The 19,521-nt window shown below is 76.4% G+C and carries 22 protein-coding genes; 19 read left to right on the plus strand and 3 right to left on the minus strand.

Annotation, left to right across the window (positions count from 1 at the left end):
* Positions 1-170 precede the first annotated feature (170 nt).
* On the plus strand, positions 171-908 hold the full coding sequence (locus Q3W71_RS23635; RefSeq protein ID WP_302921788.1) for a DUF2567 domain-containing protein: 738 nt from the start codon (positions 171-173) through the stop codon (positions 906-908).
* Here the strand turns inward: Q3W71_RS23635 and Q3W71_RS23640 are convergent.
* Positions 823-1,527: an LON peptidase substrate-binding domain-containing protein gene (locus Q3W71_RS23640; RefSeq protein WP_302921614.1), complete on the minus strand. Its 705-nt coding sequence runs from the start codon at positions 1,525-1,527 to the stop codon at positions 823-825. The genes Q3W71_RS23635 and Q3W71_RS23640 overlap by 86 nt on opposite strands.
* Positions 1,528-1,634: 107 nt before the next feature.
* Here Q3W71_RS23640 and hisD point away from each other — a divergent pair, with 107 nt between their 5' ends.
* From hisD to hisF, 16 genes are all read left to right on the plus strand, one after another.
* On the plus strand, positions 1,635-2,957 hold the full coding sequence (gene hisD / locus Q3W71_RS23645; protein WP_302921615.1) for a histidinol dehydrogenase: 1,323 nt from the start codon (positions 1,635-1,637) through the stop codon (positions 2,955-2,957).
* A 22-nt stretch (positions 2,958-2,979) separates the two neighbouring features.
* Positions 2,980-4,050, plus strand: a complete 1,071-nt coding sequence (locus tag Q3W71_RS23650; protein WP_302921616.1) for a histidinol-phosphate transaminase — start codon at positions 2,980-2,982, stop codon at positions 4,048-4,050.
* Between the two features lie 35 nt (positions 4,051-4,085).
* Positions 4,086-4,697, plus strand: coding sequence for an imidazoleglycerol-phosphate dehydratase HisB (gene hisB, locus Q3W71_RS23655; protein ID WP_302921617.1), 612 nt, complete (start codon positions 4,086-4,088; stop codon positions 4,695-4,697).
* A gap of 112 nt (positions 4,698-4,809) precedes the next feature.
* Positions 4,810-4,983 (plus strand): hypothetical protein, encoded by a 174-nt coding sequence (locus tag Q3W71_RS23660; protein WP_302921618.1) that lies wholly within the window; start codon positions 4,810-4,812, stop codon positions 4,981-4,983.
* The gene (gene hisH, locus Q3W71_RS23665) at positions 4,980-5,612 is read left to right on the plus strand and encodes an imidazole glycerol phosphate synthase subunit HisH (protein ID WP_302921619.1); all 633 of its coding nucleotides are present in this window, start codon (positions 4,980-4,982) and stop codon (positions 5,610-5,612) included. The genes Q3W71_RS23660 and hisH overlap by 4 nt, the downstream gene beginning before the upstream one ends.
* 54 nt (positions 5,613-5,666) lie before the next feature.
* Positions 5,667-5,990 carry a hypothetical protein gene (locus tag Q3W71_RS23670; RefSeq protein WP_302921620.1) on the plus strand — a complete coding sequence of 108 codons (324 nt, stop codon included), beginning with the start codon at positions 5,667-5,669 and terminating at the stop codon, positions 5,988-5,990.
* A 16-nt stretch (positions 5,991-6,006) separates the two neighbouring features.
* Positions 6,007-6,732, plus strand: coding sequence for a bifunctional 1-(5-phosphoribosyl)-5-((5-phosphoribosylamino)methylideneamino)imidazole-4-carboxamide isomerase/phosphoribosylanthranilate isomerase PriA (gene priA, locus Q3W71_RS23675; RefSeq protein ID WP_302921621.1), 726 nt, complete (start codon positions 6,007-6,009; stop codon positions 6,730-6,732).
* The gene (locus tag Q3W71_RS23680; protein WP_302921622.1) at positions 6,729-7,172 is read left to right on the plus strand and encodes a RidA family protein; all 444 of its coding nucleotides are present in this window, start codon (positions 6,729-6,731) and stop codon (positions 7,170-7,172) included. Before priA ends, Q3W71_RS23680 begins: the two co-directional genes overlap by 4 nt.
* Positions 7,173-7,238: 66 nt before the next feature.
* Positions 7,239-9,989 carry a LuxR family transcriptional regulator gene (locus Q3W71_RS23685; RefSeq protein WP_302921623.1) on the plus strand — a complete coding sequence of 917 codons (2,751 nt, stop codon included), beginning with the start codon at positions 7,239-7,241 and terminating at the stop codon, positions 9,987-9,989.
* A gap of 46 nt (positions 9,990-10,035) precedes the next feature.
* The gene (locus Q3W71_RS23690; protein WP_302921624.1) at positions 10,036-10,314 is read left to right on the plus strand and encodes a hypothetical protein; all 279 of its coding nucleotides are present in this window, start codon (positions 10,036-10,038) and stop codon (positions 10,312-10,314) included.
* Between the two features lie 58 nt (positions 10,315-10,372).
* A complete protein-coding gene (locus Q3W71_RS23695; protein WP_302921625.1) occupies positions 10,373-10,918 on the plus strand; it encodes a DUF3558 family protein in 546 nt (181 codons plus the stop codon).
* 16 nt (positions 10,919-10,934) lie between these two features.
* Entirely contained in the window at positions 10,935-12,506 is a 1,572-nt protein-coding gene (locus tag Q3W71_RS23700) for a hypothetical protein (RefSeq protein ID WP_302921626.1), read from the plus strand.
* Between the two features lie 47 nt (positions 12,507-12,553).
* Positions 12,554-13,027, plus strand: coding sequence for a MarR family winged helix-turn-helix transcriptional regulator (locus Q3W71_RS23705; protein ID WP_302921627.1), 474 nt, complete (start codon positions 12,554-12,556; stop codon positions 13,025-13,027).
* A gap of 6 nt (positions 13,028-13,033) precedes the next feature.
* A complete protein-coding gene (locus Q3W71_RS23710; protein ID WP_302921628.1) occupies positions 13,034-13,459 on the plus strand; it encodes an organic hydroperoxide resistance protein in 426 nt (141 codons plus the stop codon).
* Positions 13,456-14,457: an NADP-dependent oxidoreductase gene (locus tag Q3W71_RS23715; RefSeq protein ID WP_302921629.1), complete on the plus strand. Its 1,002-nt coding sequence runs from the start codon at positions 13,456-13,458 to the stop codon at positions 14,455-14,457. Before Q3W71_RS23710 ends, Q3W71_RS23715 begins: the two co-directional genes overlap by 4 nt.
* A gap of 73 nt (positions 14,458-14,530) precedes the next feature.
* Complete coding sequence (gene hisF / locus Q3W71_RS23720; RefSeq protein ID WP_302921630.1) at positions 14,531-15,298, plus strand: imidazole glycerol phosphate synthase subunit HisF; 768 nt, start codon at positions 14,531-14,533, stop codon at positions 15,296-15,298.
* 31 nt (positions 15,299-15,329) lie between these two features.
* Here the strand turns inward: hisF and Q3W71_RS23725 are convergent, their stop codons facing one another.
* Together Q3W71_RS23725 and Q3W71_RS23730 are read right to left on the minus strand one after the other, a co-directional pair.
* Entirely contained in the window at positions 15,330-15,791 is a 462-nt protein-coding gene (locus tag Q3W71_RS23725) for a hypothetical protein (protein WP_302921631.1), read from the minus strand.
* Between the two features lie 83 nt (positions 15,792-15,874).
* Positions 15,875-16,528 carry a YitT family protein gene (locus Q3W71_RS23730; protein WP_302921632.1) on the minus strand — a complete coding sequence of 218 codons (654 nt, stop codon included), beginning with the start codon at positions 16,526-16,528 and terminating at the stop codon, positions 15,875-15,877.
* Positions 16,529-16,587: 59 nt separating this feature from the next.
* Here Q3W71_RS23730 and Q3W71_RS23735 point away from each other — a divergent pair, with 59 nt between their 5' ends.
* Both Q3W71_RS23735 and Q3W71_RS23740 read left to right on the plus strand, forming a co-directional pair.
* The gene (locus Q3W71_RS23735) at positions 16,588-18,042 is read left to right on the plus strand and encodes a PLP-dependent aminotransferase family protein (RefSeq protein ID WP_302921633.1); all 1,455 of its coding nucleotides are present in this window, start codon (positions 16,588-16,590) and stop codon (positions 18,040-18,042) included.
* A 121-nt stretch (positions 18,043-18,163) separates the two neighbouring features.
* The gene (locus tag Q3W71_RS23740; protein ID WP_302921634.1) at positions 18,164-19,477 is read left to right on the plus strand and encodes a low temperature requirement protein A; all 1,314 of its coding nucleotides are present in this window, start codon (positions 18,164-18,166) and stop codon (positions 19,475-19,477) included.
* Positions 19,478-19,521: the final 44 nt, after the last annotated feature.

A 19,521-nucleotide genomic window follows, 5' to 3' on the forward strand; every position in this document is an offset into this window, starting at 1 on the left:
ACGCCGCCCCGCCGCCCGCCGCCCCGGCGCACCCGGCCACCGACCGGCCCGTCCCCGCCGGCGGGCCGGAGCAGCCGGCCGCCGGTGCGGACCGGCCGCGGTACGTCGACGGCGTCGACCCGGACGGGCCGCGAGCGCCGGAGCCCGCCGGTGCGGACCGGCCGCGGTACGTGGACTCCGGCGAGGCGGCGGAGGTGTGGCAGGCGGAGCCGGGCGGGGCGCCGCGGGTGTGGCCGGCCGGCGGGCAGCCGGACGAGGCGGAGCTGCCGCGCCGCCGGGCGCTCCGGCTCGGCGCGCTCGCCGCCGGCGCGCTGGCCCTGCTCGGGGTGCCGCTCGGGCTGCTCTGGGCGGCGCTCGCGCCGGACACCCCGGTGGTCAAGGCGCCCGACGGCGCCGTCTACGCCCAGCCGCAGCCCGAGCAGCCGATCGCCGCCGACGGCTGGTTCAGCCTGCTGGGGCTCGGCTTCGGGGTGCTCGCCGCGATCGCGCTCTGGGTGCTGCTGCGCCGGCTGCGGGGGCCGGTCGGCCTCTTCGCCGCCACCCTCGGCGCGTTCGGCGCCGCGCTGGTCGCGTGGCAGGTCGGGCGCCGGATCGGGCTGGCCACGTTCCAGCGGCTGCTGGAGACCGCGCCGGACGGGCGGGCCTTCACCAAGCCGGCCGACCTGCGGGCCGGGGGCGTCGACCTGGTCCTCGGCGTGCTGCCGGTGCCGCACGGCAACCTGCTGCTGCCCGCGTTCGGCGCCGCGGTGACGTACACCCTGCTGGCCGGCTGGTCCCGGTGGCCGTCGTTGCGCCCGGAGCCGGAGCTCGGCGCGGCCGGGCTCAGTTCGGTGTCGGTGGTGAGGCCAGCTCCGCCAGCGGCACCGGAACCGCCCGCACCTGGCGCAGCAGAGCCGCCTCGCGATTGAGCAGGCGCAGCTCGGCGCGGAGCCGGGCCGCGGTGTCGTCGATGGCCAGCAGCCGCTGCCGGTCGGCCACGGTCAGCGCGGCCGTCGCGGCCACCAGGTGCGACAGCACGGTCGGGTCCTCCGGCAGCTGCTCGGAGATCTCCTCCGGGTCGGCGCGGACCAGGCCCAGGTACTGCCGGAAGACCGCGATCACCCGGGCGGCGAGCAGTTCGGCGGTCTCGTCCGGGCCGCCCGGCTCGGGCAGCCACTCCACCTCGGCGGTGAGGTAGGGCGCGGAGCGGGCGTCGACGTCGGCGATCCGGAACCGGCGCTTGCCGACGGTGACGATGTCGAAGCCCCCGTCGGCCAGCTCGGTCACCTGGCGCAGCTCGGCGGTGCAGCCGACCTCGTGCAGGGTGACCTCGCCGCCGCCCGGCGTCGGCTTGCCGTCCGGCCCGGTCGGGGCGACCTCCCACCCCTGCCGGATGGCCACCACGCCGAACTCGCGCGGCGCCCCCGCGGGCAGGCCGACCAGGTGCCGCACCAGCGCCCGGTACCGCTCCTCGAAGATGTGCAACGGCAGCACCAGACCGGGAAAGAGCACCGTCCCGAGCGGAAACACCGGCAGCCGCGCAGTCACGCCGTCGAGGGTAGCCCGGCCCCGCCCCGGCGGCGTGTCCCGGCTCACCGTCCCGGCGTACGGGCGGTGCCGGTCGCCGCCGTGGTCGGCCGCCTAGACTCGCAAGGGTGTTGAATCGGATCGACCTGCGTGGCGGCGTGCGCGACCCGCGCCGCCTGCTGCCCCGTGCCCAACTCGACGTGTCGGTGGCCGTCGAGCGGATCCGTCCCCTCGTGGAGGCGGTCCGGGAGCATGGTTACCCGGCGATCCGGGAGGCGAGCGAGCGGTTCGACGGGGTGTCCCCGGAGGTGCTGCGGGTGCCCGCCGAGGCGATCGCCGCGGCGGAGGGCACGCTGGACCCGCAGGTCCGCGCCGCGCTGCTGGAGTCGATCACCCGGGCCCGCAAGGTGCACGCCGACCAGCGCCGCACCGACCACACCACCCAGGTGGTGCCGGGCGGCACCGTGACCGAGCGCTGGGTGCCGGTCGACCGGGTCGGCCTCTACGTCCCCGGCGGCCTGGCGATGTACCCGTCGACAGTGGTGATGAACGTGGTGCCGGCCCAGGCGGCCGGGGTCCGCTCGCTGGTGGTGGTCAGCCCGCCGCAGAAGGACAACGGCGGCCTGCCCGACCCGCGGGTGCTCGCCGCCTGCGCGCTGCTCGGCGTCGACGAGGTCTACGCGGTCGGCGGCGCCCAGGCGGTGGCGATGCTGGCCTACGGGGCGGCCGTGGACGCCGCGGGCAGCGCGCACTGCGACCCGGTCGACATGATCACCGGCCCGGGCAACATCTGGGTGACCGCCGCCAAGCGGCTGCTGCGCGGGGTGGTCGGCATCGACGCCGAGGCCGGGCCGACCGAGATCGCCATCCTGGCCGACGACACCGCCGACCCGGCGCACGTCGCGGCCGACCTGGTCAGCCAGGCCGAGCACGACCCGCTCGCGGCGAGCGTGCTGGTCACCCCGTCGGTCGAGCTGGTCGAGGCGGTCGAGCGGGAGCTGGCCCGGCAGGTGCCGGCGACCAAGCACGCCGAGCGGGTCAGCACCGCGCTCACCGGCGAGCAGAGCGGCGTGGTGCTGGTCGACGACCTCGACGCCGGCCTGCGGGTGGTGGACGCGTACGCGGCCGAGCACCTGGAGATCCAGACCCGGGACGCCCGGGAGTGGGCGCTGCGGGTGCGCAACGCCGGGGCGATCTTCGTCGGCGCCTGGTCGCCGGTGTCGCTGGGCGACTACTGCGCCGGCTCCAACCACGTGCTGCCCACCGGCGGCTGTGCCCGGCACTCCTCCGGGCTGTCGGTGCAGTCCTTCCTGCGCGGCATCCACCTGGTCGAGTACTCCCGGGAGGCGCTGCGCGAGGTGGCCCCGCACGTGGTCACCCTGGCCGGCGTGGAGGACCTGCCCGCGCACGGGCAGGCGGTCAGCGTGCGTTTCCCGGGGTCCGGGTCGTGAGCCGGCGGAGCGGGGTGACGGCGTGACCAGTCTCGACGACCTGCCGATCCGGGATGACCTGCGCGGGCTGAGCCCGTACGGGGCGCCCCAGCTCGACGTGCCGGTGCGGCTGAACACCAACGAGAACTCCTACCCGGTGCCCGAGCCGGTGGTGGAGGCGATCGGCAAGGCGCTCGCGGCCGAGCTGCGCGACCTCAACCGCTACCCGGACCGGGACGCGGTGGCGCTCCGCGCCGACCTGGCCGGCTACCTCGGCCACGGGCTCACCGTCGAGCAGGTGTGGGCGGCCAACGGCTCCAACGAGATCCAGCAGCAGCTGCTCCAGGCGTTCGGCGGTCCCGGCCGGACGGCGCTGGGCTTCACCCCGGCGTACTCGATGCACCCGCTGCTGGCGCTGGGCACCGGCACCCGGTGGGTGCCGGCCCGCCGCGGGGTCGACTTCGGCCTGACCGCCGACGAGGCGGTGGCCCAGGTCCGCGAGCACGCCCCGGACGTGGTCTTCCTCTGCTCGCCGAACAACCCCACCGGCACCGCCCTCGACCCGGCGGTGGTCGCCGCCGTGCTCGACGCGGCCCCCGGCATGGTGATCGTCGACGAGGCGTACGCCGAGTTCGCCCGGCCGGGCACGGTGAGCGCGCTCGCCGTGCTGCCGGGGCACCCGCGGCTGGTGGTGACCCGGACGATGAGCAAGGCGTTCGGGTTCGCCGGCGGCCGGCTGGGCTACCTCGCCGCCGACCCGGCGGTGGTGGCGGCGGTGCAACTGGTCCGGCTGCCGTACCACCTCTCGGCGCTCACCCAGGCCGCCGCCCGGGCGGCGCTGGCCCACCGGGACGCCCTGCTCGGCACGGTCGCCGCGATCATGGCGCAGCGCGACCGGATCGTCGCCGAGCTGCGTGGCCGGGGCCTGCGGGTCGCCGACAGCGACGCCAACTTCGTGCTCTTCTCCGTCGGCGGCGACCAGAGCGTGGCCTGGCGGGCCCTGCTGGAGCAGGGCGTGCTGGTCCGCGACGTGGGGCTGGCCGGCTGGCTGCGGGTCACCGCCGGCACCCCCGCCGAGACCGATGCCTTCCTCACCGCCATGGACAAGCTGTAGATGGGCGCGCAAGCCCCGCGACCGAGAGGCGAGCAATGAGCCGGACCGCCCGGGTGGAGCGGATCACCAAGGAGACGAAGGTCCTCGTCGAGATCGACCTCGACGGCACGGGCCGGGCCGAGATCAGCACCGGGGTCGGCTTCTACGACCACATGCTGCACCAGATCGCCCGGCACGGCGGCTTCGACCTGACCGTGCGCACGGTGGGCGACCTGGAGATCGACGCGCACCACACCATGGAGGACACCGCGCTCGCCCTGGGCACCGCGTTCGACCAGGCGCTGGGCGACAAGGCCGGCATCCGGCGGTACGGCTCGGCCACCGTGCCGATGGACGAGGTGCTGGTCCGGGCGGCGGTCGACCTGTCCGGCCGACCGTACGTGGTGCACGACGAGCCGGCGCTGGCCCCGTACATCGGCCCGGTCTACCCGACCAGCATGACCCGGCACATCTGGGAGTCCTTCGGCCAGTCGGCCCGGATCACCCTGCACGTCGACGTGCTGCGGGCGGCCCGGCCGGGCGGCCACCCGGACGCGCACCACGTGGTCGAGGCCCAGTTCAAGGCGGTCTCCCGGGCGCTGCGCGAGGCCACCTCGATCGACCCGCGCGCGGCCGGCGCGATCCCCAGCACGAAGGGGGCGCTGTGAGCGCGAGGAACGCAGCGCAGCGGAGTCCCGCAGTCGCGAACGAAGCAAGCGCTGTGAGCGCGAGGAACGCAGCGCAGCGGAGTCCCGCGGTCGCGAACGGAAGGCGGAGCTGATGGGGGCGGTACTGCCGATCCTGCTGCTGGCCCTGGCCGGCGTGCTGCTGGGCGGGGTCATCTCGCTGCACCGGCAGGGCGCGCCGCGCGGCGCGGTGGTGATCACCGCGCTGCTCGCCGTACTGGCCACCGCGGGTGGGGTGCTCTGGCTGCTGCCGGAGGTGGGGGCATGAGCGACGTCGTGGTGCTGGACTACGGGTCGGGCAACCTGCGCTCGGCCGAGCGGGCGCTGGTCGCGGCCGGTGCAACGGTGCGGGTGACCGACGACCTGACCGCCGCCGCCGAGGCGGACGGCCTGGTGGTGCCGGGCGTCGGCGCCTTCGCGGCCTGCATGGCCGGGATCGAGGCCCTCGGCGCCGGGCCGGTGATCGCCGAGCGGGTCGCCGCGGGCCGTCCGGTGCTGGGCATCTGCGTCGGCATGCAGGTGCTCTTCGAGCACGGCGACGAGCACGGCGTGGTGACCAAGGGGCTCGGCCTGCTGCCCGGCGGGGTGACCAGGCTGCCCGCCGCCCGGTTGCCGCACATGGGCTGGAACACCGTGCAGGCGCCGGCCGGCTCGGCGCTCTTCGCCGGGCTGCCCGCCGACAGCCGGTTCTACTTCGTCCACTCGTACGCGGTCGGCGATCCGGGCGCGCTGGCCGCGGCGGGCGCCACCGTCACCACCGCCCACCACGGGGTGGACTTCGTCGCGGCGGTGGAGCGGGGCGCGCTGTCGGCCGCCCAGTTCCACCCGGAGAAGTCCGCCGACACCGGTGCCGCGCTGCTGCGCAACTGGCTCGGCACGCTGGGCACCGGTGGCTGAGCCGGTCCGCCGCCCGGCCGGCCGGCCCGCCGGGGCGCGCCGGCGGGGTGCCCGGTGAGCAAGGAGCGGGCCCGGCGGCGGGCCGAGCGGGAGGCGACCCTGGCCCGCGAGCGGGTCGTCCGGCAGCGGCGGTCGGCCCGGCGGGCCCGGCGGCGGGCGCTGCTGCGCCGGGTCACCCCCACCGTGCGGCGCGGGCGCACCGGCCGGCTGCCCCGGCACAGCCGGGGCGAACGTGCGGCGATCGTGCTGCTCACCCTGGCGGCGATCATCCTGATCTGGTCGCTCGTGGACGACCTGGCGCTGCGCCTCGCGCTGGTCGTGCTCTTGCTGCTCGTACTGCCGGCGATCGTGGTGATCGCCCTGGACCGTCGTACCTGAACCGAGGAGAAGCACCGTGAGCCTGACCCTGTTACCGGCCGTGGACGTCGCCGACGGCCAGGCCGTCCGGCTGGTGCAGGGCGCCGCCGGCAGCGAGACCAGCTACGGCGATCCGGTGGAGGCCGCGCTGGCCTGGCAGCGCGACGGCGCCGAGTGGATCCACCTGGTCGACCTGGACGCCGCGTTCGGCCGGGGCTCCAACGCCCACCTGTTGGCCGAGGTGGTCCGGCAACTGGACGTGAAGGTGGAGCTCTCCGGCGGCATCCGGGACGACGAGTCGCTGGCCGCCGCGCTCGGCACCGGCGCCGCCCGGGTGAACATCGGCACCGCGGCGCTGGAGGACCCGGTCTGGTGCGACCGGGTGGTCGGCGAGTACGGCGACCGGGTGGCGATCGGGTTGGACGTGCGCGGCCGTACCCTCTCCGCCCGGGGCTGGACCCGCGACGGCGGTGACCTGTACGAGGTGCTGGAGCGGCTGGACAAGGCCGGCGCGGCGCGGTACGTGGTCACCGACATCACCAAGGACGGCACCATGCGCGGGCCGAACCTGGAGCTGCTGCGCGAGGTCTGCGCCCGCACCGACGCCCCGGTGATCGCCTCCGGCGGCGTCTCCACCCTGGACGACCTGCGGGCGCTGGCCACCCTGGAGCCGCTCGGCGTGGAGGGCGTCATCGCCGGCAAGGCGCTCTACGCGGGGGCCTTCACGGTCGCCGAGGCCCTGCGCACCCTGGCGGCGGCGTGAGCGAGCGCGGCGAGCGGACCATCGTGAGCCCGCGCGGCGTCGAGGAGAGCCGCACCGTCACCCGGCTCGGCTCCGGCGGGCCGTGGGAGGCCGCCTACGGCTACTCCCGGGTGGTCCGCGCCGGCGACCTGGCCTGGACGGCCGGCTGCACGTCCACGGTGGACGGGGTGGTGACCCACGTCGGGGACGCCGCCGCGCAGACCGCGCAGGCCCTGCGGATCGGGTTGGCCGCGCTGGCCGAGGTCGGCGCCCAACCCGGCGACGTGGTGCGGACCCGGATGTACGTCACCGACCGGGCGCACGCCGACGAGGTCGGCCGCGCGCACAACGCCGTCTTCGGCGCGGTCCGCCCGGCCGCCACGATGGTGGTGGTGGCCGGCCTGATCGACCCGGACCACCTGGTCGAGGTGGAGCTGGAGGCCTACCTCGGCGACCGCTGAGCGGGGTGCGGCGCGTCCGCCGTCCGGTCCTCGACCGGGGTGGCCGGTGGGTGCCAGACTGACCCGGTGAGCGGGGCGGCCGTCGGTCGGGACGTGCTGGTCGACCGTGCCCGGCGGTCGCTGGACGAGGGCCGGCCGGTGCTGGTGGAGGGCCCGGCCGGGATCGGCAAGACGGTCGTGCACCGGGAGTTGCTGGCCGCGGCCCGCGGGGCCGGCTGGCTGGTGCTCGGCTGCGCGCCGACCGAGGCGGAGTCGGCGCTGCCGTTCGCGGCGCTGGCCGACCTGCTCGCCCCGCTGGCCGACCGGGTGCCCGAGCTGCCGGCGCCGCAGCGCGCGGCGCTGGCCGGGGTGCTGCTCACCGGCGACGAGCCGGGGCAGCCGATCGACGACCGGACGGTGGGCGCGGCCACCCGGTCCCTGCTGGAGGTCGCCGCCGACGGCCCGGCGCCCCGGCTGCTGGTGGCCGTCGACGACGCCCCGTGGCTCGATCCGCCGAGCGAGCGGGCGCTCCGGTTCGCGGTGCGCCGGCTGGTGCCGCGGATCGCCGTGCTGGTCACCGCCCGGGCCGACCGCGCCGGCGGTGACCCGGCCCCGCTCGGGCTCGACCACGGCGCCGGTGGCACCCGGCTGGACCGGATCGGGCTTGGGCCGCTCGGCGTGGGGGCGCTGCACCACGTGCTGCGCACCGAGACCGGGACGGCGCTGCCCCGGCCGCTGCTGGTGCGGATCGCCGCGGAGGCCGGTGGCAACCCGCTGCTCGCCATCGAGCTGGCCCGGGCGGTGCTCCGGCTGCCGCAGCTGCCGGCCCCGGGCGCCGACCTGCCGGCCGCGCCGTCGCTGCGGCAACTGGTCGCCGGCCGGGTGGCCGCGCTGCCCCCGGACACCCGGCACGCGGTGCGCCTCGCCGCCCTCTCCGGCGTACCCACGCTGGCCGGGCTGGCCCGCGCCGGGGTGCCGCCGGCCGCCTTCGACGCGGCCGAGGAGGCCGGCCTGGTCGCCGTACGCGGGGACGCGGTCGGCTTCGCCCACCCGGTGTACGCGGCGGCGGTCCGCGCCGACGTGCCGCCCGGGGTCCGCGGCCGGCTGCACCGGCTGCTCGCCGACACCACGCTCGATCCGGACGAGCGGGCCCGGCAGCTGGCCGGCTGCGTCACCGGGCCGGACGGGTCGGCGGCGGCGGAGGTCGCGGCGGCCGCCGCCCGGCAACGCGCCCGGGGCGCGCCGGAGACCGCCGCCGGCCTGTACGACGGCGCGGTCCGGCTGACCCCGCCCGGCACCGCCGAGCAGGCCCGGTGGCGGCTGGCCGCGGCCGAGTGCCGGTTCGACAGCGGCGACTACCCCGCGGCACGGGTGGCCGCGGAACGTGCGGCCGAGGAGCTGACCGGCCCGGACCGCGCGGAGGCGCTGCTGCTGCGGGCGATCATCGCGTGGAGTTCCGACGAGCCGGTGGAGACGGCCTGGGCGGCCGGCGAGCGGGCGCTGGCGTCGGCCCCGGCCGGTTCTCCGCTGGCCGGCCGGATCCACGCCCACCTGAGCCTGTTCCGGGACGCCCCGGACCCGGCCCGCCGGCACGCGGAGGCGGCGATCGCCCTGCTGGCCGACCGCCCGGACGACCGGCCGGTGTACGCCGCGGCGCTGGCGCTGCTCTTCTTCAACGAGGTTCGCGCGGGGCTGCCGGCCCGGACCGGGCTGCTGGAGCGGGCCCTGGAGCTGGAGGGGGAGGAGCCGTCCTGGCTGGCCGGCACGGTGCCGGCGATCTGGTGGCGGTCGGTGGACGAGCACGGTCGGGCCCGCGACCGGCTGCACGACATGCTGGCCCGGGCGGTCGCCCGCGGCGACGAGCCGTCCCAGCACGAGCTGCTGACCCAGTTGGGCGACACCGAGCTGCTCGCCGGCCGGTGGACCGACGCCGCGGCGCACATCGCCGCCGCCCGGGAGCTGGGCGAGCAGTACGGCACCGACTCGGCCGCCGAGCACTGGCTGGACGGGATGCTGCTGGCGTACCGGGGGTGGCTGGCCGAGGCCGACCGGATCGCCGCGGACGGGCTGCGCCGGGCCGCCGAGCTGGACGACCGCTGGCGGCGGCGGCTCTACGCCCAGCTGGCCGGATTCGTGGCGCTGAGCGCGGGGCGGATGCCCGAGGCCGCCCGGCACTACGGCGAGCTGGCGGTGACCGTCGACGAGCTGGGCCTGGTGGAGCCGATCGCCCAGCGCTTCGAACCGGACTGGCTGGAGGCCTGTGTGGGGGCCGGCGAGCTGGCCACCGCCGAGGCGGCGCTGGACCGGCTGGCGATCCGGCACCGGCGGCTGCCGCGCCCGTGGACCACGCTGGGGCTGGCCCGCTGCCGGGTGCTGCTGGCCGGCGCGCTCGGCCGGGATCCGTCGGACGCGCTGGCCGAGCTGGCCGCCGCCCGGGCCGCGGTGCCGGCGGACGTGCTTCCCCTGGACCGGGCCCGCTGCCTGCTGGTGGCCGGGGTGGCGTACCGGCGGCTGCGGCGCCGCCGCGACGCCCGGGAGGCGTTGACCGCCGCCGCCGCCGAGTTCGACGCGCTGGGCGCGGCGGCCCTGGCGGCCCGGGCCCGGGCCGAGGCGGACCGCACCGGTGGCCGCCCGCCGGCGCCCCGCCAGTTGACCGGCACCGAGCTGGAGGTGGCCCGGCTCGCCGCCGCCGGGCGGACCAACCGGGTCATCGCCGACACCCTGTTCATCAGCCCGAAGACGGTCGAGGCGAACCTCGCCCGGGTCTACCGCAAGCTGGGCGTCGCCAGCCGGGCCGAGCTGGGCGCGGTGATGGCGCGCGCCGACGTCGAAGGATAGGGAAACACCCGATTACCCGGGCGACGCGCCGCCCTAGCGTCGACGCATGGCCGCTCGACTGTTCGTCCTCGAACGCTACGACCGGGGTCCGGGGGAGTGCGCCGACGAGCCCGTCGGCGGGTTGACCACCGGCACCACCCGGTTGCGGGGCGCGCTGCGGATCCCCGCCGACGACGTGGTGCTGGCGCTGGTCGAGGGCCCCGACGCGGACACGGTGGCGGCGGTGGCGGCCGCCGCCGGCTGGCGGGTGGACCGGCTCGGGCCGGCCGAGTGGATCGTCGCGCCGGAGTGCCCGGCGCCAGCCGCCGGGGCGGACCCGTCGTGACGGGCCGCCGGCCCCGGTGCGGGCGTCCGCCGTTCGTCCATGGAGGAGGGATGTCGAGGTGAAGCAGATTCGTCGTGCCCGGCGGTCCGGGCTGCTGCTGGCCGGGCTGCTCGGCCTGGCCGGGACGGTCGCCGGCTGCGGCGGCACGGAGGAGCCCCCGCCGGCGGCCGGCGATCCGGCGCCGCCGCAGGTGGTGGCCACCGGGAGCGCCGCCGCCGAGCCGTCCCCGACACCGGCAGCGGCGGTGGACCCGTGCGCGCTGGTGTCCCAGCAGGAGGCCGAACAGCTCGCCGGCACCAGGCTGGAGGATCCCCAGCCGGTGCGCGAGACCTGCACCTACGTCGGGCCGGTCGGCGGGCCGACCGCCCAGGTCGAGGTCTTCGTCGGCGACGGGGCGAAGAAGTTCCTGGACATCGAGCGGGATCTCGGCCACGAGCTGCGCCCGCTGGCCGGGGTCGGCGACGAGGCGTACGCCAGCCACGAGGCGGTCTTCGTGAACCGCTCGGGAGTCTGGGTGTCGGTGCGCCTGGTCCGGCTCAACGACCCGGCGGAGAACCGCGCGCCGCTGGAGAGGGTGGCGCGTACCGTGGCCGGCCGGCTCTGAGCGGGGTGCGGCGGCGATGAGGACGAACCGCTGCGCCGGTGGCCGCTGGCTGGCCGTGGTGACGGCGCTGGCCGTACTGGCCTCGACCGGGGCCTGCTCGGGCGACCGGCCGGCGGGCGGCGGGCCGACCGACCCGTACCACGCCGACGCGGTCCGGTACGGGCTCGCGCCGCGGCCGCACCCCGAGGTGACGTACCAGCCGGACGTGGTCCTGGTCGGCGGCGGTGGCGCCGCCGTGCGGTCGGTGACCGACGACGGGCTGACCTGGCGGATCGACCCGGACGCCGAGCGAGCCGACGACCTCGCCCCCGGCAAGGTCATGTTCCTCACCTCCCGGGCCGTCGGCCGGGTGGTGGACGTCCGCCGCGACGGTGGCGACCTGGCGGTGACCATCGGCCCGGTCGAGCTGACCGAGGTGATCCGGGACGGCACCTTCCGCACCGCCGAGCCGGTGCCGCTGGACCGCCCGATCGCCTACTCCGCGGGCACGCCGCCCTGGGTGGCCGCCGACCTGCCACCCGAGCCCGGTGGCGGCACGGGCGGGGGAGCGTCCGGTGCGGACACCGGCGCCCCGCCGGGCGGCCCGGGCGCGGCGACCGGTGGCGGCCCGCCGGGGGAGGCCGCCGGCGGCACCGGCGGCGGGGCGCCGATCGGCCGGACCCGGCTCGTCCCGGTCCGGGCGCCGGCGCCCGCGCCCCGCCCGCCGGCGCCGCCCGCGAAGGTCGGCGGCCAGCAGGCGGCGCGGGCCGGCGCCCTCCAGGTGAGCACCGAGTGCTGCTCCGACGGGGTCACCGCGCGGTTCGAGCACGACGACGGCGAGATCCGGATGACCGGCGCGGTCACCCTGCTGCTGGACAAGCCGAAGGCCACCTTCGACCTCGCCATCTCCGGCGGCACGGTGACCCGGGCGGAGTTCAGCGTCACCGGCGGCGCCGGCCTCCGGGTGGCGGTCAAGGCGGCGACCAGCGTCGGCAACACCCGCAACCTGGCCCGGTCGGTGGTGGTGCCGACGCAGTTCAGCATCCCGATCGGGAGCATCCTCGGGGTGCCCTTCTCGGCCACCGTGGACCAGTTGCTGGAGATCAAGACGGCGTTCAGCGCCAAGGACGGCCGGCTCGACGCCGCCGGCGAGTACGCGCTGAGCGGCGCGATCGGCTACGGCTACCACCGCCCGTACTGGGGACCGATCGAGCCGAGCGGCTTCCGGGTCCGCAACAGCCTGACCAACTCGATCACCGGCATCTCCATCGGGGCGAGCGGGCTGCTCGTCACGTACGACGTGAAGTTCAGCGTCGGGATCGGCGCGCTCGGGTTCACCGCCGGGCTGTACGTCGCCCTGCGCGCCTCGGTGGGGGCGAGCCTCGGCTCGGGGGCCGGCCTGATCGTCTGCCGGGGCGCGGGACTCGGGGTGACCATGCGCTACGGGCTCGGCTACTCGATCCCCAAGGTGGTGGCCGACGTGGTCAATTTCTTCCTCAAGGTGTTCAAGACCAAGCCGATCAGACAGAAGGGCGAACTCGGCGACGAGGTCGTGGTGCTGAAGCGGGCCGAGACCGTGCCGCCGAACGTGCCGCTCTGCGTGGTCTGAACCACGTATAAATTGCGCACAACCTAATTGGGCGCTACGGTTTTCCGGTGACCGACGATCTGGTGCTGGGCCGGCAGGTGTGCTTCGCGCTCTACGCGGCGTCGCGCGCGCTGACCGACGTCTACCGCCCGATCCTCGACCGGTTCGGGCTCACCTACCCGCAGTACCTGGTGCTGCTGGTGCTCTGGGAGCACGACGACGAGCCGCCCACCGGCGCACCGGACGGCAGTGCGCCCAGCGTCTCCGAGCTGGGCGCGCGCCTGCGACTGGATTCCGGCACCCTCTCCCCGCTGCTCAAGCGGCTGGAGGGGGCGGGCCTGGTGGTCCGGCGCCGGTCGGCGCGCGACGAGCGGCGGGTCGAGGTGGGCCTGACCGCCGAGGGCCGGGCGTTGCGGGAACGGATGGCGGACGTGCCGCTGCGGGTGGCCCGGGCCACCGGGCTGACCGCGGCGGAGCTGGTCGCCATCCGGGACACCCTCACCCGGGTCACCGAGACCATCCACCGACAGAAGGAGCAGTGACCCCTCATGCAGGTCCTCTACACCGCGTCCGCCCGGGCCACCGGTGACGGCCGGGACGGCCACGTCCAGACCTCCGACGGCACGCTCGACCTCGACCTGGCGGTGCCGAAGGAGATGGGCGGGGCCGGCGGCGCCGCCAATCCCGAGCAGCTCTTCGCCGCCGGCTACGCGGCCTGCTTCCACTCCGCGCTGCGCGTGGTCGCCCGCCGGGCCAAGGCGGACGTGACCGGCTCGGTGGTCGAGGCCGAGGTGGGCATCGGGCCCAACGGCGCGGGCGGCTTCGGGCTGACCGTGACGCTGGTCGTCGACCTGCCGACGGTGGACCGGGCCACGGCCGAGCAGCTGGTCGCCCAGGCGCACCAGGTCTGCCCCTACTCCAACGCCACCCGGGGCAACATCGAGGTCGCGCTCACCGTGCGGGAGGCCGCGTGACAACGGCCAACCGGGAGATCCACCTGGCGTCCCGGCCCCAGGGCTGGCCGACGGCGGAGAACTTCCGGCTGGTCGAGACCGAGGTGCCGAAGCCGGGGCCCGGTCAGCTGCTGGTCCGCAACCGGTACATGTCGGTCGACCCGTACATGCGCGGGCGGATGGACGACGTGAAGTCGTACGTGCCGCCCTTCCGGCTCGACGCGCCGCTGGACGGCGGCGCGGTCGGCGAGGTGGTGGCCGGCGAGGTCGACGGCTTCGCCCCCGGCGACTGGGTGCTGCACGGGCTCGGCTGGCGGGAGTACGCGCTGGTCGACGCCGCCTCCGCGCGGGCCGTCGACCCCGACCTGGCGCCGGTGACCAGCTACCTGCACGTGCTCGGGATGACCGGGCTGACCGCGTACGCCGGGCTGCTCGAGGTGGCCGGGATGAAGCCGGGGGAGACGGTCTTCGTCTCCGCCGCGGCCGGCGCGGTGGGCAGCCTGGTCGGGCAGATCGCCAAGCTCAAGGGCGCCGCCCGGGTGATCGGCAGCGCCGGCTCGGCGGCCAAGGTGGAGCGGCTGCGGGCGCTCGGTTTCGACGCCGCGTTCGACTACCACGACGGTCCGGTGCGCCGGTCCCTGAAGGCGGCCGCGCCCGAGGGCATCGACGTCTACTTCGACAACGTCGGCGGCGACCACCTGGAGGCCGCCATCTCCGCCATGCGGCCGCACGGCCGGGCCGCGATCTGCGGCATGATCGCCCAGTACAACGACACCGAGCCGCCGGCCGCGCCGCGCAACCTGGCGCTGGTCATCGGCAAGCGGCTGACCCTGCGCGGCTTCCTGGTCGGCGACCACGGCGCGCTGCGCGGGCAGTTCGTCCGGGAGATGTCCGGCTGGCTGCGCGACGGCAGCATCGGCTACGACGAGACGGTGGTCGACGGGATCGAGCAGGCCCCGGAGGCGTTCCTCGGCCTGCTGCGCGGCGAGAACCTCGGCAAGATGCTCGTCCGGCTGTGACCCGGGCCTCCCCGGCGGTGGCCCGCCCGTCCGGGTCGGCCACCGCCGCGGCGGCACCGGATAGGCTCGCGGCATGACGGTGGCGGTACGGGTGATCCCGTGTCTGGACGTGGACGCCGGGCGGGTGGTCAAGGGGGTCAACTTCCTCGACCTGCGCGACGCCGGCGACCCGGTCGAGCTGGCGGCGGCGTACGACCGGGCCGGCGCGGACGAGCTGACCTTCCTCGACGTCACCGCCTCCGCCAGCGACCGCGGCACCATGCTCGACGTGGTCCGGCGCACCGCCGAGTCGGTGTTCATCCCGCTGACCGTCGGCGGCGGGATCCGCCAGGTCGCCGACGTCGACACCCTGCTGCGCGCCGGCGCCGACAAGGTCGGGGTGAACACCGCCGCGATCGCCCGCCCGGAGCTGATCGCCGAGATCGCCGACCGGTTCGGCCGGCAGGTGCTGGTGCTCTCGCTGGACGTGCGGCGGGCGCCGGCCGGCACCACGCCCAGCGGCTTCGAGGTCACCACCCACGGGGGCCGGCGGGGCACCGGGCTGGACGCGGTCGAGTGGGCCCGCCGCGGCGCCGAGCTGGGCGCCGGCGAGATCCTGCTCAACTCGATGGACGCCGACGGCACCAAGGCCGGGTTCGACCTGGAACTGATCGGGCGGGTACGCCGGGTGGTCGACGTGCCGGTGGTGGCCAGCGGTGGCGCCGGCGCGGTGGCGCACTTCCCGCCGGCGGTCGACGCCGGCGCGGACGCGGTGCTCGCCGCGAGCGTCTTCCACTTCGGCGAGCTGACCGTGGCACAGGTCAAGGACGCGCTGCGCGGCGCGGGGCACGCCGTCCGCTGAACCGCCCCCCTCACCCGCCGCCGGCCGGGGGTCAGTCCCGGTGGGCGCGGTTCTCGGGGGAGCGGCGCGGCGCCGGGATCGAGCGGACCAGGTACTCCTGCACCGCGGCGGCGTGGTCGGCCTCGTCGAGGTGCCACTCCGCGCGGACCGGCGGCTGCCGGCGGCTGAGCACCCCCTGCACGGTGTCCACCGTGGTGGCCAGCCCGGCGCTCGGCCGGGTGCGCCACAGCCGCTCACCGTCGGGGGTGATCCGGAACCAGCCGTCCGCGACGTCGACCAGGCCGGCGCCGACCAGCCGGCGGACCGCCTCCTCGACCTCGTGCCGCTCGGGAATCGCCTGGTTGAGGTGGTCGGCGGTGGAGAGCACGTCGGCCAGCCGGACCCCTTCGGGCCGGCGGCTGGACGGCGACCGGCGGTGCCGGCCGGCGCCGCTCGCGATCACCAACGAGACGAAGATCCAGGCGTCGCTCCAGCGCCATCCGCTCTCCCCCATGCGCAGATTCTGCCGGGCACCACTGCCAAAAGGGAACACCCGGACCGCCGCCCGCACCCTGCGCGACGACCCGGGTACGCGGGTCAGCCGGCGGCCGGCACCGGGGCGGTCCGGCCGGGAACCGGCACCGGTTCGGCAACGGTGAACCGCGCCAGGAACAGCTGGGTCAGCGGCCCGATGGCGAGCGCGTACGCCACCGTGCCGACGCCGACGGTGCCGCCGAGCAGCCAGCCGACCGCCAGCACGGTCACCTCGATGCCGGTGCGGACCATCCGGATCGACCAGCCGGGCCGGCGGGCGACCAGGCCGGTCATCAGCCCGTCACGGGGGCCGGGGCCGAGCCGGGCGCCGATGTAGAGACCGGTGGCCGCGCCGTTGCCCACGATGCCGGCGACCAGCAGGCCGATCCGGACGGCGAGCGGCCCGCCGGCCGGCAGCAGCGCCAGCGTGGCGTCCACCACCAGCCCGATGACCACCACGTTGCTCACCGTGCCGATGCCGGGGCGCTGCCGCAGCGGGATCCAGAGCAGCAGGACCAGCGCGCCGACCGCGATGGTCACGGCGCCGAAGGACAATCCGGTGCGGCGGGCGAGCCCCTGGTGGAAGACGTCCCAGGGGTCCAGGCCCAGCCCCGAACGGATCATGAGGGCCATGCTGACCCCGTACAGGACCAGGCCCGCGTAGAGCTGGGTCAGCCGCCGGACGGGGCGGTACCGGAGATTGCCAATCGCTGCCATGCATGCCACCCTAGGGGCCAATCGGGCGCACGGAAGAGAGCCAATATCGGAGGAGTGGCATGACGAGCCAGGTGCGGGGGGTCCAATTGGCCCGGCTGCTCGGCCAGTGGCACGCTCTCCCGGGTCGCCGCCGCAGCCCCGACTACGCCGCCCTGGCCGGCGCGGTACGCGGCCTGCTGGCCGACGGCCGGCTCCCGCTGGGCGTCCGCCTGCCCGCCGAACGGGAACTGGCCCAGGCGCTGCGGATCAGCCGCACCACGGTCAGCGCCGCCTACCGGGAACTGCGCGAGAGCGGCCACCTGGCCAGCCGCCGGGGCGCCGGCAGCTGGACCATGCTGCCCGGCACCCACCGGGTGGCCAGCACCGGGCTGTGGACCCCGCAGGACGACCACGACATGATCGACCTCGGGGTGGCCGCGCTGGCCGCCCCGCCCGAGCTGGTGCCGGCCGCCCGGGCCGCCGCCGAGGACCTGCCCCGCTACCTGGGCGGCGCCGGCTACCACCCGACCGGCATCGTCGAGCTGCGCGAGGCGGTGGCGCAGGCGTACACCGAGCGCGGGCTGCCCACCTCGGCCGACCAGATCATGGTCACCAACGGCACCCAGCACGCCCTGGACCTGGTGCTCCGCCTGGCGCTCGCGCCGGGCGCCGGGGTGCTGGTGGAGTCGCCGAGCTACCCCAACGCGCTGGCCGCGCTGGCCGCCCGGCGGGCCCGGATCACCACCCACGGGCTGGCCGCCGACACCGGCTGGGACGCCGACCTGCTGCTCGGCAGCCTGCGCCAGGTCCGCCCGAAGCTGGCCTACCTGATCCCGGACTTCCAGAACCCCACCGGCCACCTGATGCCGGCCGACCTGCGCGAGCGGCTGGTCGCCACCGCGCACGCGGTCGGCACCGACCTGGTCGTCGACGAGTCGTTCGTGGACCTGCCGCTGGACGGCACGGTCGTGCCGCCCCCGGCCGCCGTCTTCGACCGGCACTCCCGGGTGGTCACCATCGGCGGGCTGAGCAAGCCGTTCTGGGGCGGGCTGCGGATCGGCTGGGTGCGCGCGTCCGCGCCGCAGGTGCAGCGGCTGGCCGCCACCCGGGTCGGGGTGGACATGGCCAGCCCGGTGCTGGACCAACTGGTCGCGGTGCACCTGCTCACCGACGCGCCGGCCATCGTGGCGGCCCGCCGGGCCCAGCTCGCCACCCAGCGGGACGCGCTGCTCGGCGCGCTGGCGCAGCGGCTGCCGGACTGGCGGGTCACCGTGCCGCGCGGCGGCGTGACCCTCTGGGCCGAGCTGGACGGGCCGATCTCCAGCGCCCTCGCCCGGGCCGCCGAGGAGGTCGGCGTACGGCTGGCCCCGGGGCCCCGGTTCGGGCTGGACGGCACGCTGGAGCGGTTCCTGCGACTGCCGTTCACGCTGCCCGCCGCCGACCTGGTCGAGGCGGTCGGCCGGATCGCCGCGGTGCGGTACGACCTGGACCGCGGCGGCCGGCCCCGGTGGCGGGAGCCCGCCGTCATCGCCTGAGCCGGCCCGACGAGGCCACGGACGCCGGCCGCCCACCGCCGGCGCTACCCGGAAGGCGGAGGTTGGCCGGTCATCGCCCGGAACATCCCTTCGGTCCGGTACCGGCTGCCAGACTGCCCTGGTGGGACGCGCGGACGGGGGCCGGCGGGCGAGCGGGGTCCAGCGGAGCGCGCCGGGCTCCCGTGCCACCCGGCTGGAACTCTTCTACGACCTGGTCTTCGTCTTCGCCTTCCTGAACGTCACCACCGCCGCGGCCGGCAACCCCACCGTCCGCGGGGTGATCCAGGCGCTGGTGGTGCTGGCCCTGCTCTGGTGGTGCTGGACGGGCTTCGCGGCGCTCGGCAACGTGGTCCGCACCGACCAGGGGGTGGTGCCGCTGGTCGGCTTCGTCACCATGGCCGCCGCCTTCGTGCTGGCGCTCACCCTGCCGAAGGCGTTCGTCGACCGGCCGGGCGGCCTGTCCGGGCCGCTGGTCTTCGCCACCTGCTACTTCCTGGTCCGGGCCAGCCAGGTGTCGATCTTCCTGTGGGTCGGCCGCGGCAACCGCGACCTGCGCCAGCGGTGGCTGCTGATGGCGCTGCCGGTGCTGCTGGCCACGTCGCTCGTCGTCACCGCCGCGCTGCTGCCGCAACGGCTCTTCGACGGCACTGTCGAGTCGCTGGTCCGGCTGGGGTGCTGGATCGCCGCCATCATGGTGGAGTACGGCGCGGGGCTGGCGCTGCGCAGCACCGGGTGGACGGTGCTCTCCGCCGGGCACTGGGCGGAACGGCACGCCCAGATCATCCTGGTGGCCCTGGGCGAGACCATCATCGCGCTCGGGCTCGGTCCCAGCGGCACCGTCAACCTGCCGCTGACCTGGCCGGTGCTCATCGGTGCGGTGCTCGGCATCGCGGTGGTCGCGGCGATGTGGTGGGCATACTTCGACACCCTGGCGCTCGCCATGGAGCAGGCGTTGCACCGCACCCGGGACCGGACCGCCCGCGCGGTGCTGGCCCGGGACGCCTACACCTACCTGCACCTGCCCGTCGTCGCGGGGGTCATCCTCTTCGCGCTCGGGCTCAAGGGACTGATCTACGAGGGGGCCGACCCGGCGACCCCCACCTGGGGGGTCACGCTCCCCGGCCTCGACCTGCTGGCGCTCTACGGCGGGGTCGCGCTCTACCTGCTCGCCCTGATCGTGCTCGGCGGCCGGATGCTCGGCGCGGCGCGCTGGCCGACGGTCGGCGGAGTGCTGCTGCTGCTCCTGCTGGTGCCGGTGGCGGGGCAACTGCCCGAACTGGTGGCACTGGCCCTGCTGGCCGTCGCCACGGTGGCGGTGGTGGGGGCGCAGACGGTGGTCGACGCGCCGCGCCGGCGGCAGGTCCGCCAGGTGGCGCTGGAGGAGCAGCTCGCCGCCGAGGCGGAGCAGACCAGGTGGCGGGGGCACCACCTGTGAGCCGACGGTCCCGCGCCCGGTCGGGGGAGCCGGGCGCGGGACCG

The sequence above is a fragment of the Micromonospora sp. C28SCA-DRY-2 genome, assembly GCF_030519475.1.
Lineage (GTDB): Bacteria > Actinomycetota > Actinomycetes > Mycobacteriales > Micromonosporaceae > Micromonospora.

Coding starts and splice junctions, on each gene's coding strand:
- Q3W71_RS23690 (WP_302921624.1), top strand. CDS start 10,036: ATGGCCGCTCGACTGTTCGTCCTCGAACGCTACGACCGGGGTCCGGGG.
- Q3W71_RS23660 (WP_302921618.1), top strand. CDS start 4,810: ATGGGGGCGGTACTGCCGATCCTGCTGCTGGCCCTGGCCGGCGTGCTG.
- Q3W71_RS23710 (WP_302921628.1), top strand. CDS start 13,034: ATGCAGGTCCTCTACACCGCGTCCGCCCGGGCCACCGGTGACGGCCGG.
- hisB (WP_302921617.1), top strand. CDS start 4,086: ATGAGCCGGACCGCCCGGGTGGAGCGGATCACCAAGGAGACGAAGGTC.
- hisH (WP_302921619.1), top strand. CDS start 4,980: ATGAGCGACGTCGTGGTGCTGGACTACGGGTCGGGCAACCTGCGCTCG.
- Q3W71_RS23700 (WP_302921626.1), top strand. CDS start 10,935: ATGAGGACGAACCGCTGCGCCGGTGGCCGCTGGCTGGCCGTGGTGACG.
- Q3W71_RS23730 (WP_302921632.1), bottom strand. CDS start 16,528: ATGGCAGCGATTGGCAATCTCCGGTACCGCCCCGTCCGGCGGCTGACC.
- Q3W71_RS23735 (WP_302921633.1), top strand. CDS start 16,588: ATGACGAGCCAGGTGCGGGGGGTCCAATTGGCCCGGCTGCTCGGCCAG.
- hisF (WP_302921630.1), top strand. CDS start 14,531: ATGACGGTGGCGGTACGGGTGATCCCGTGTCTGGACGTGGACGCCGGG.
- Q3W71_RS23725 (WP_302921631.1), bottom strand. CDS start 15,791: ATGGGGGAGAGCGGATGGCGCTGGAGCGACGCCTGGATCTTCGTCTCG.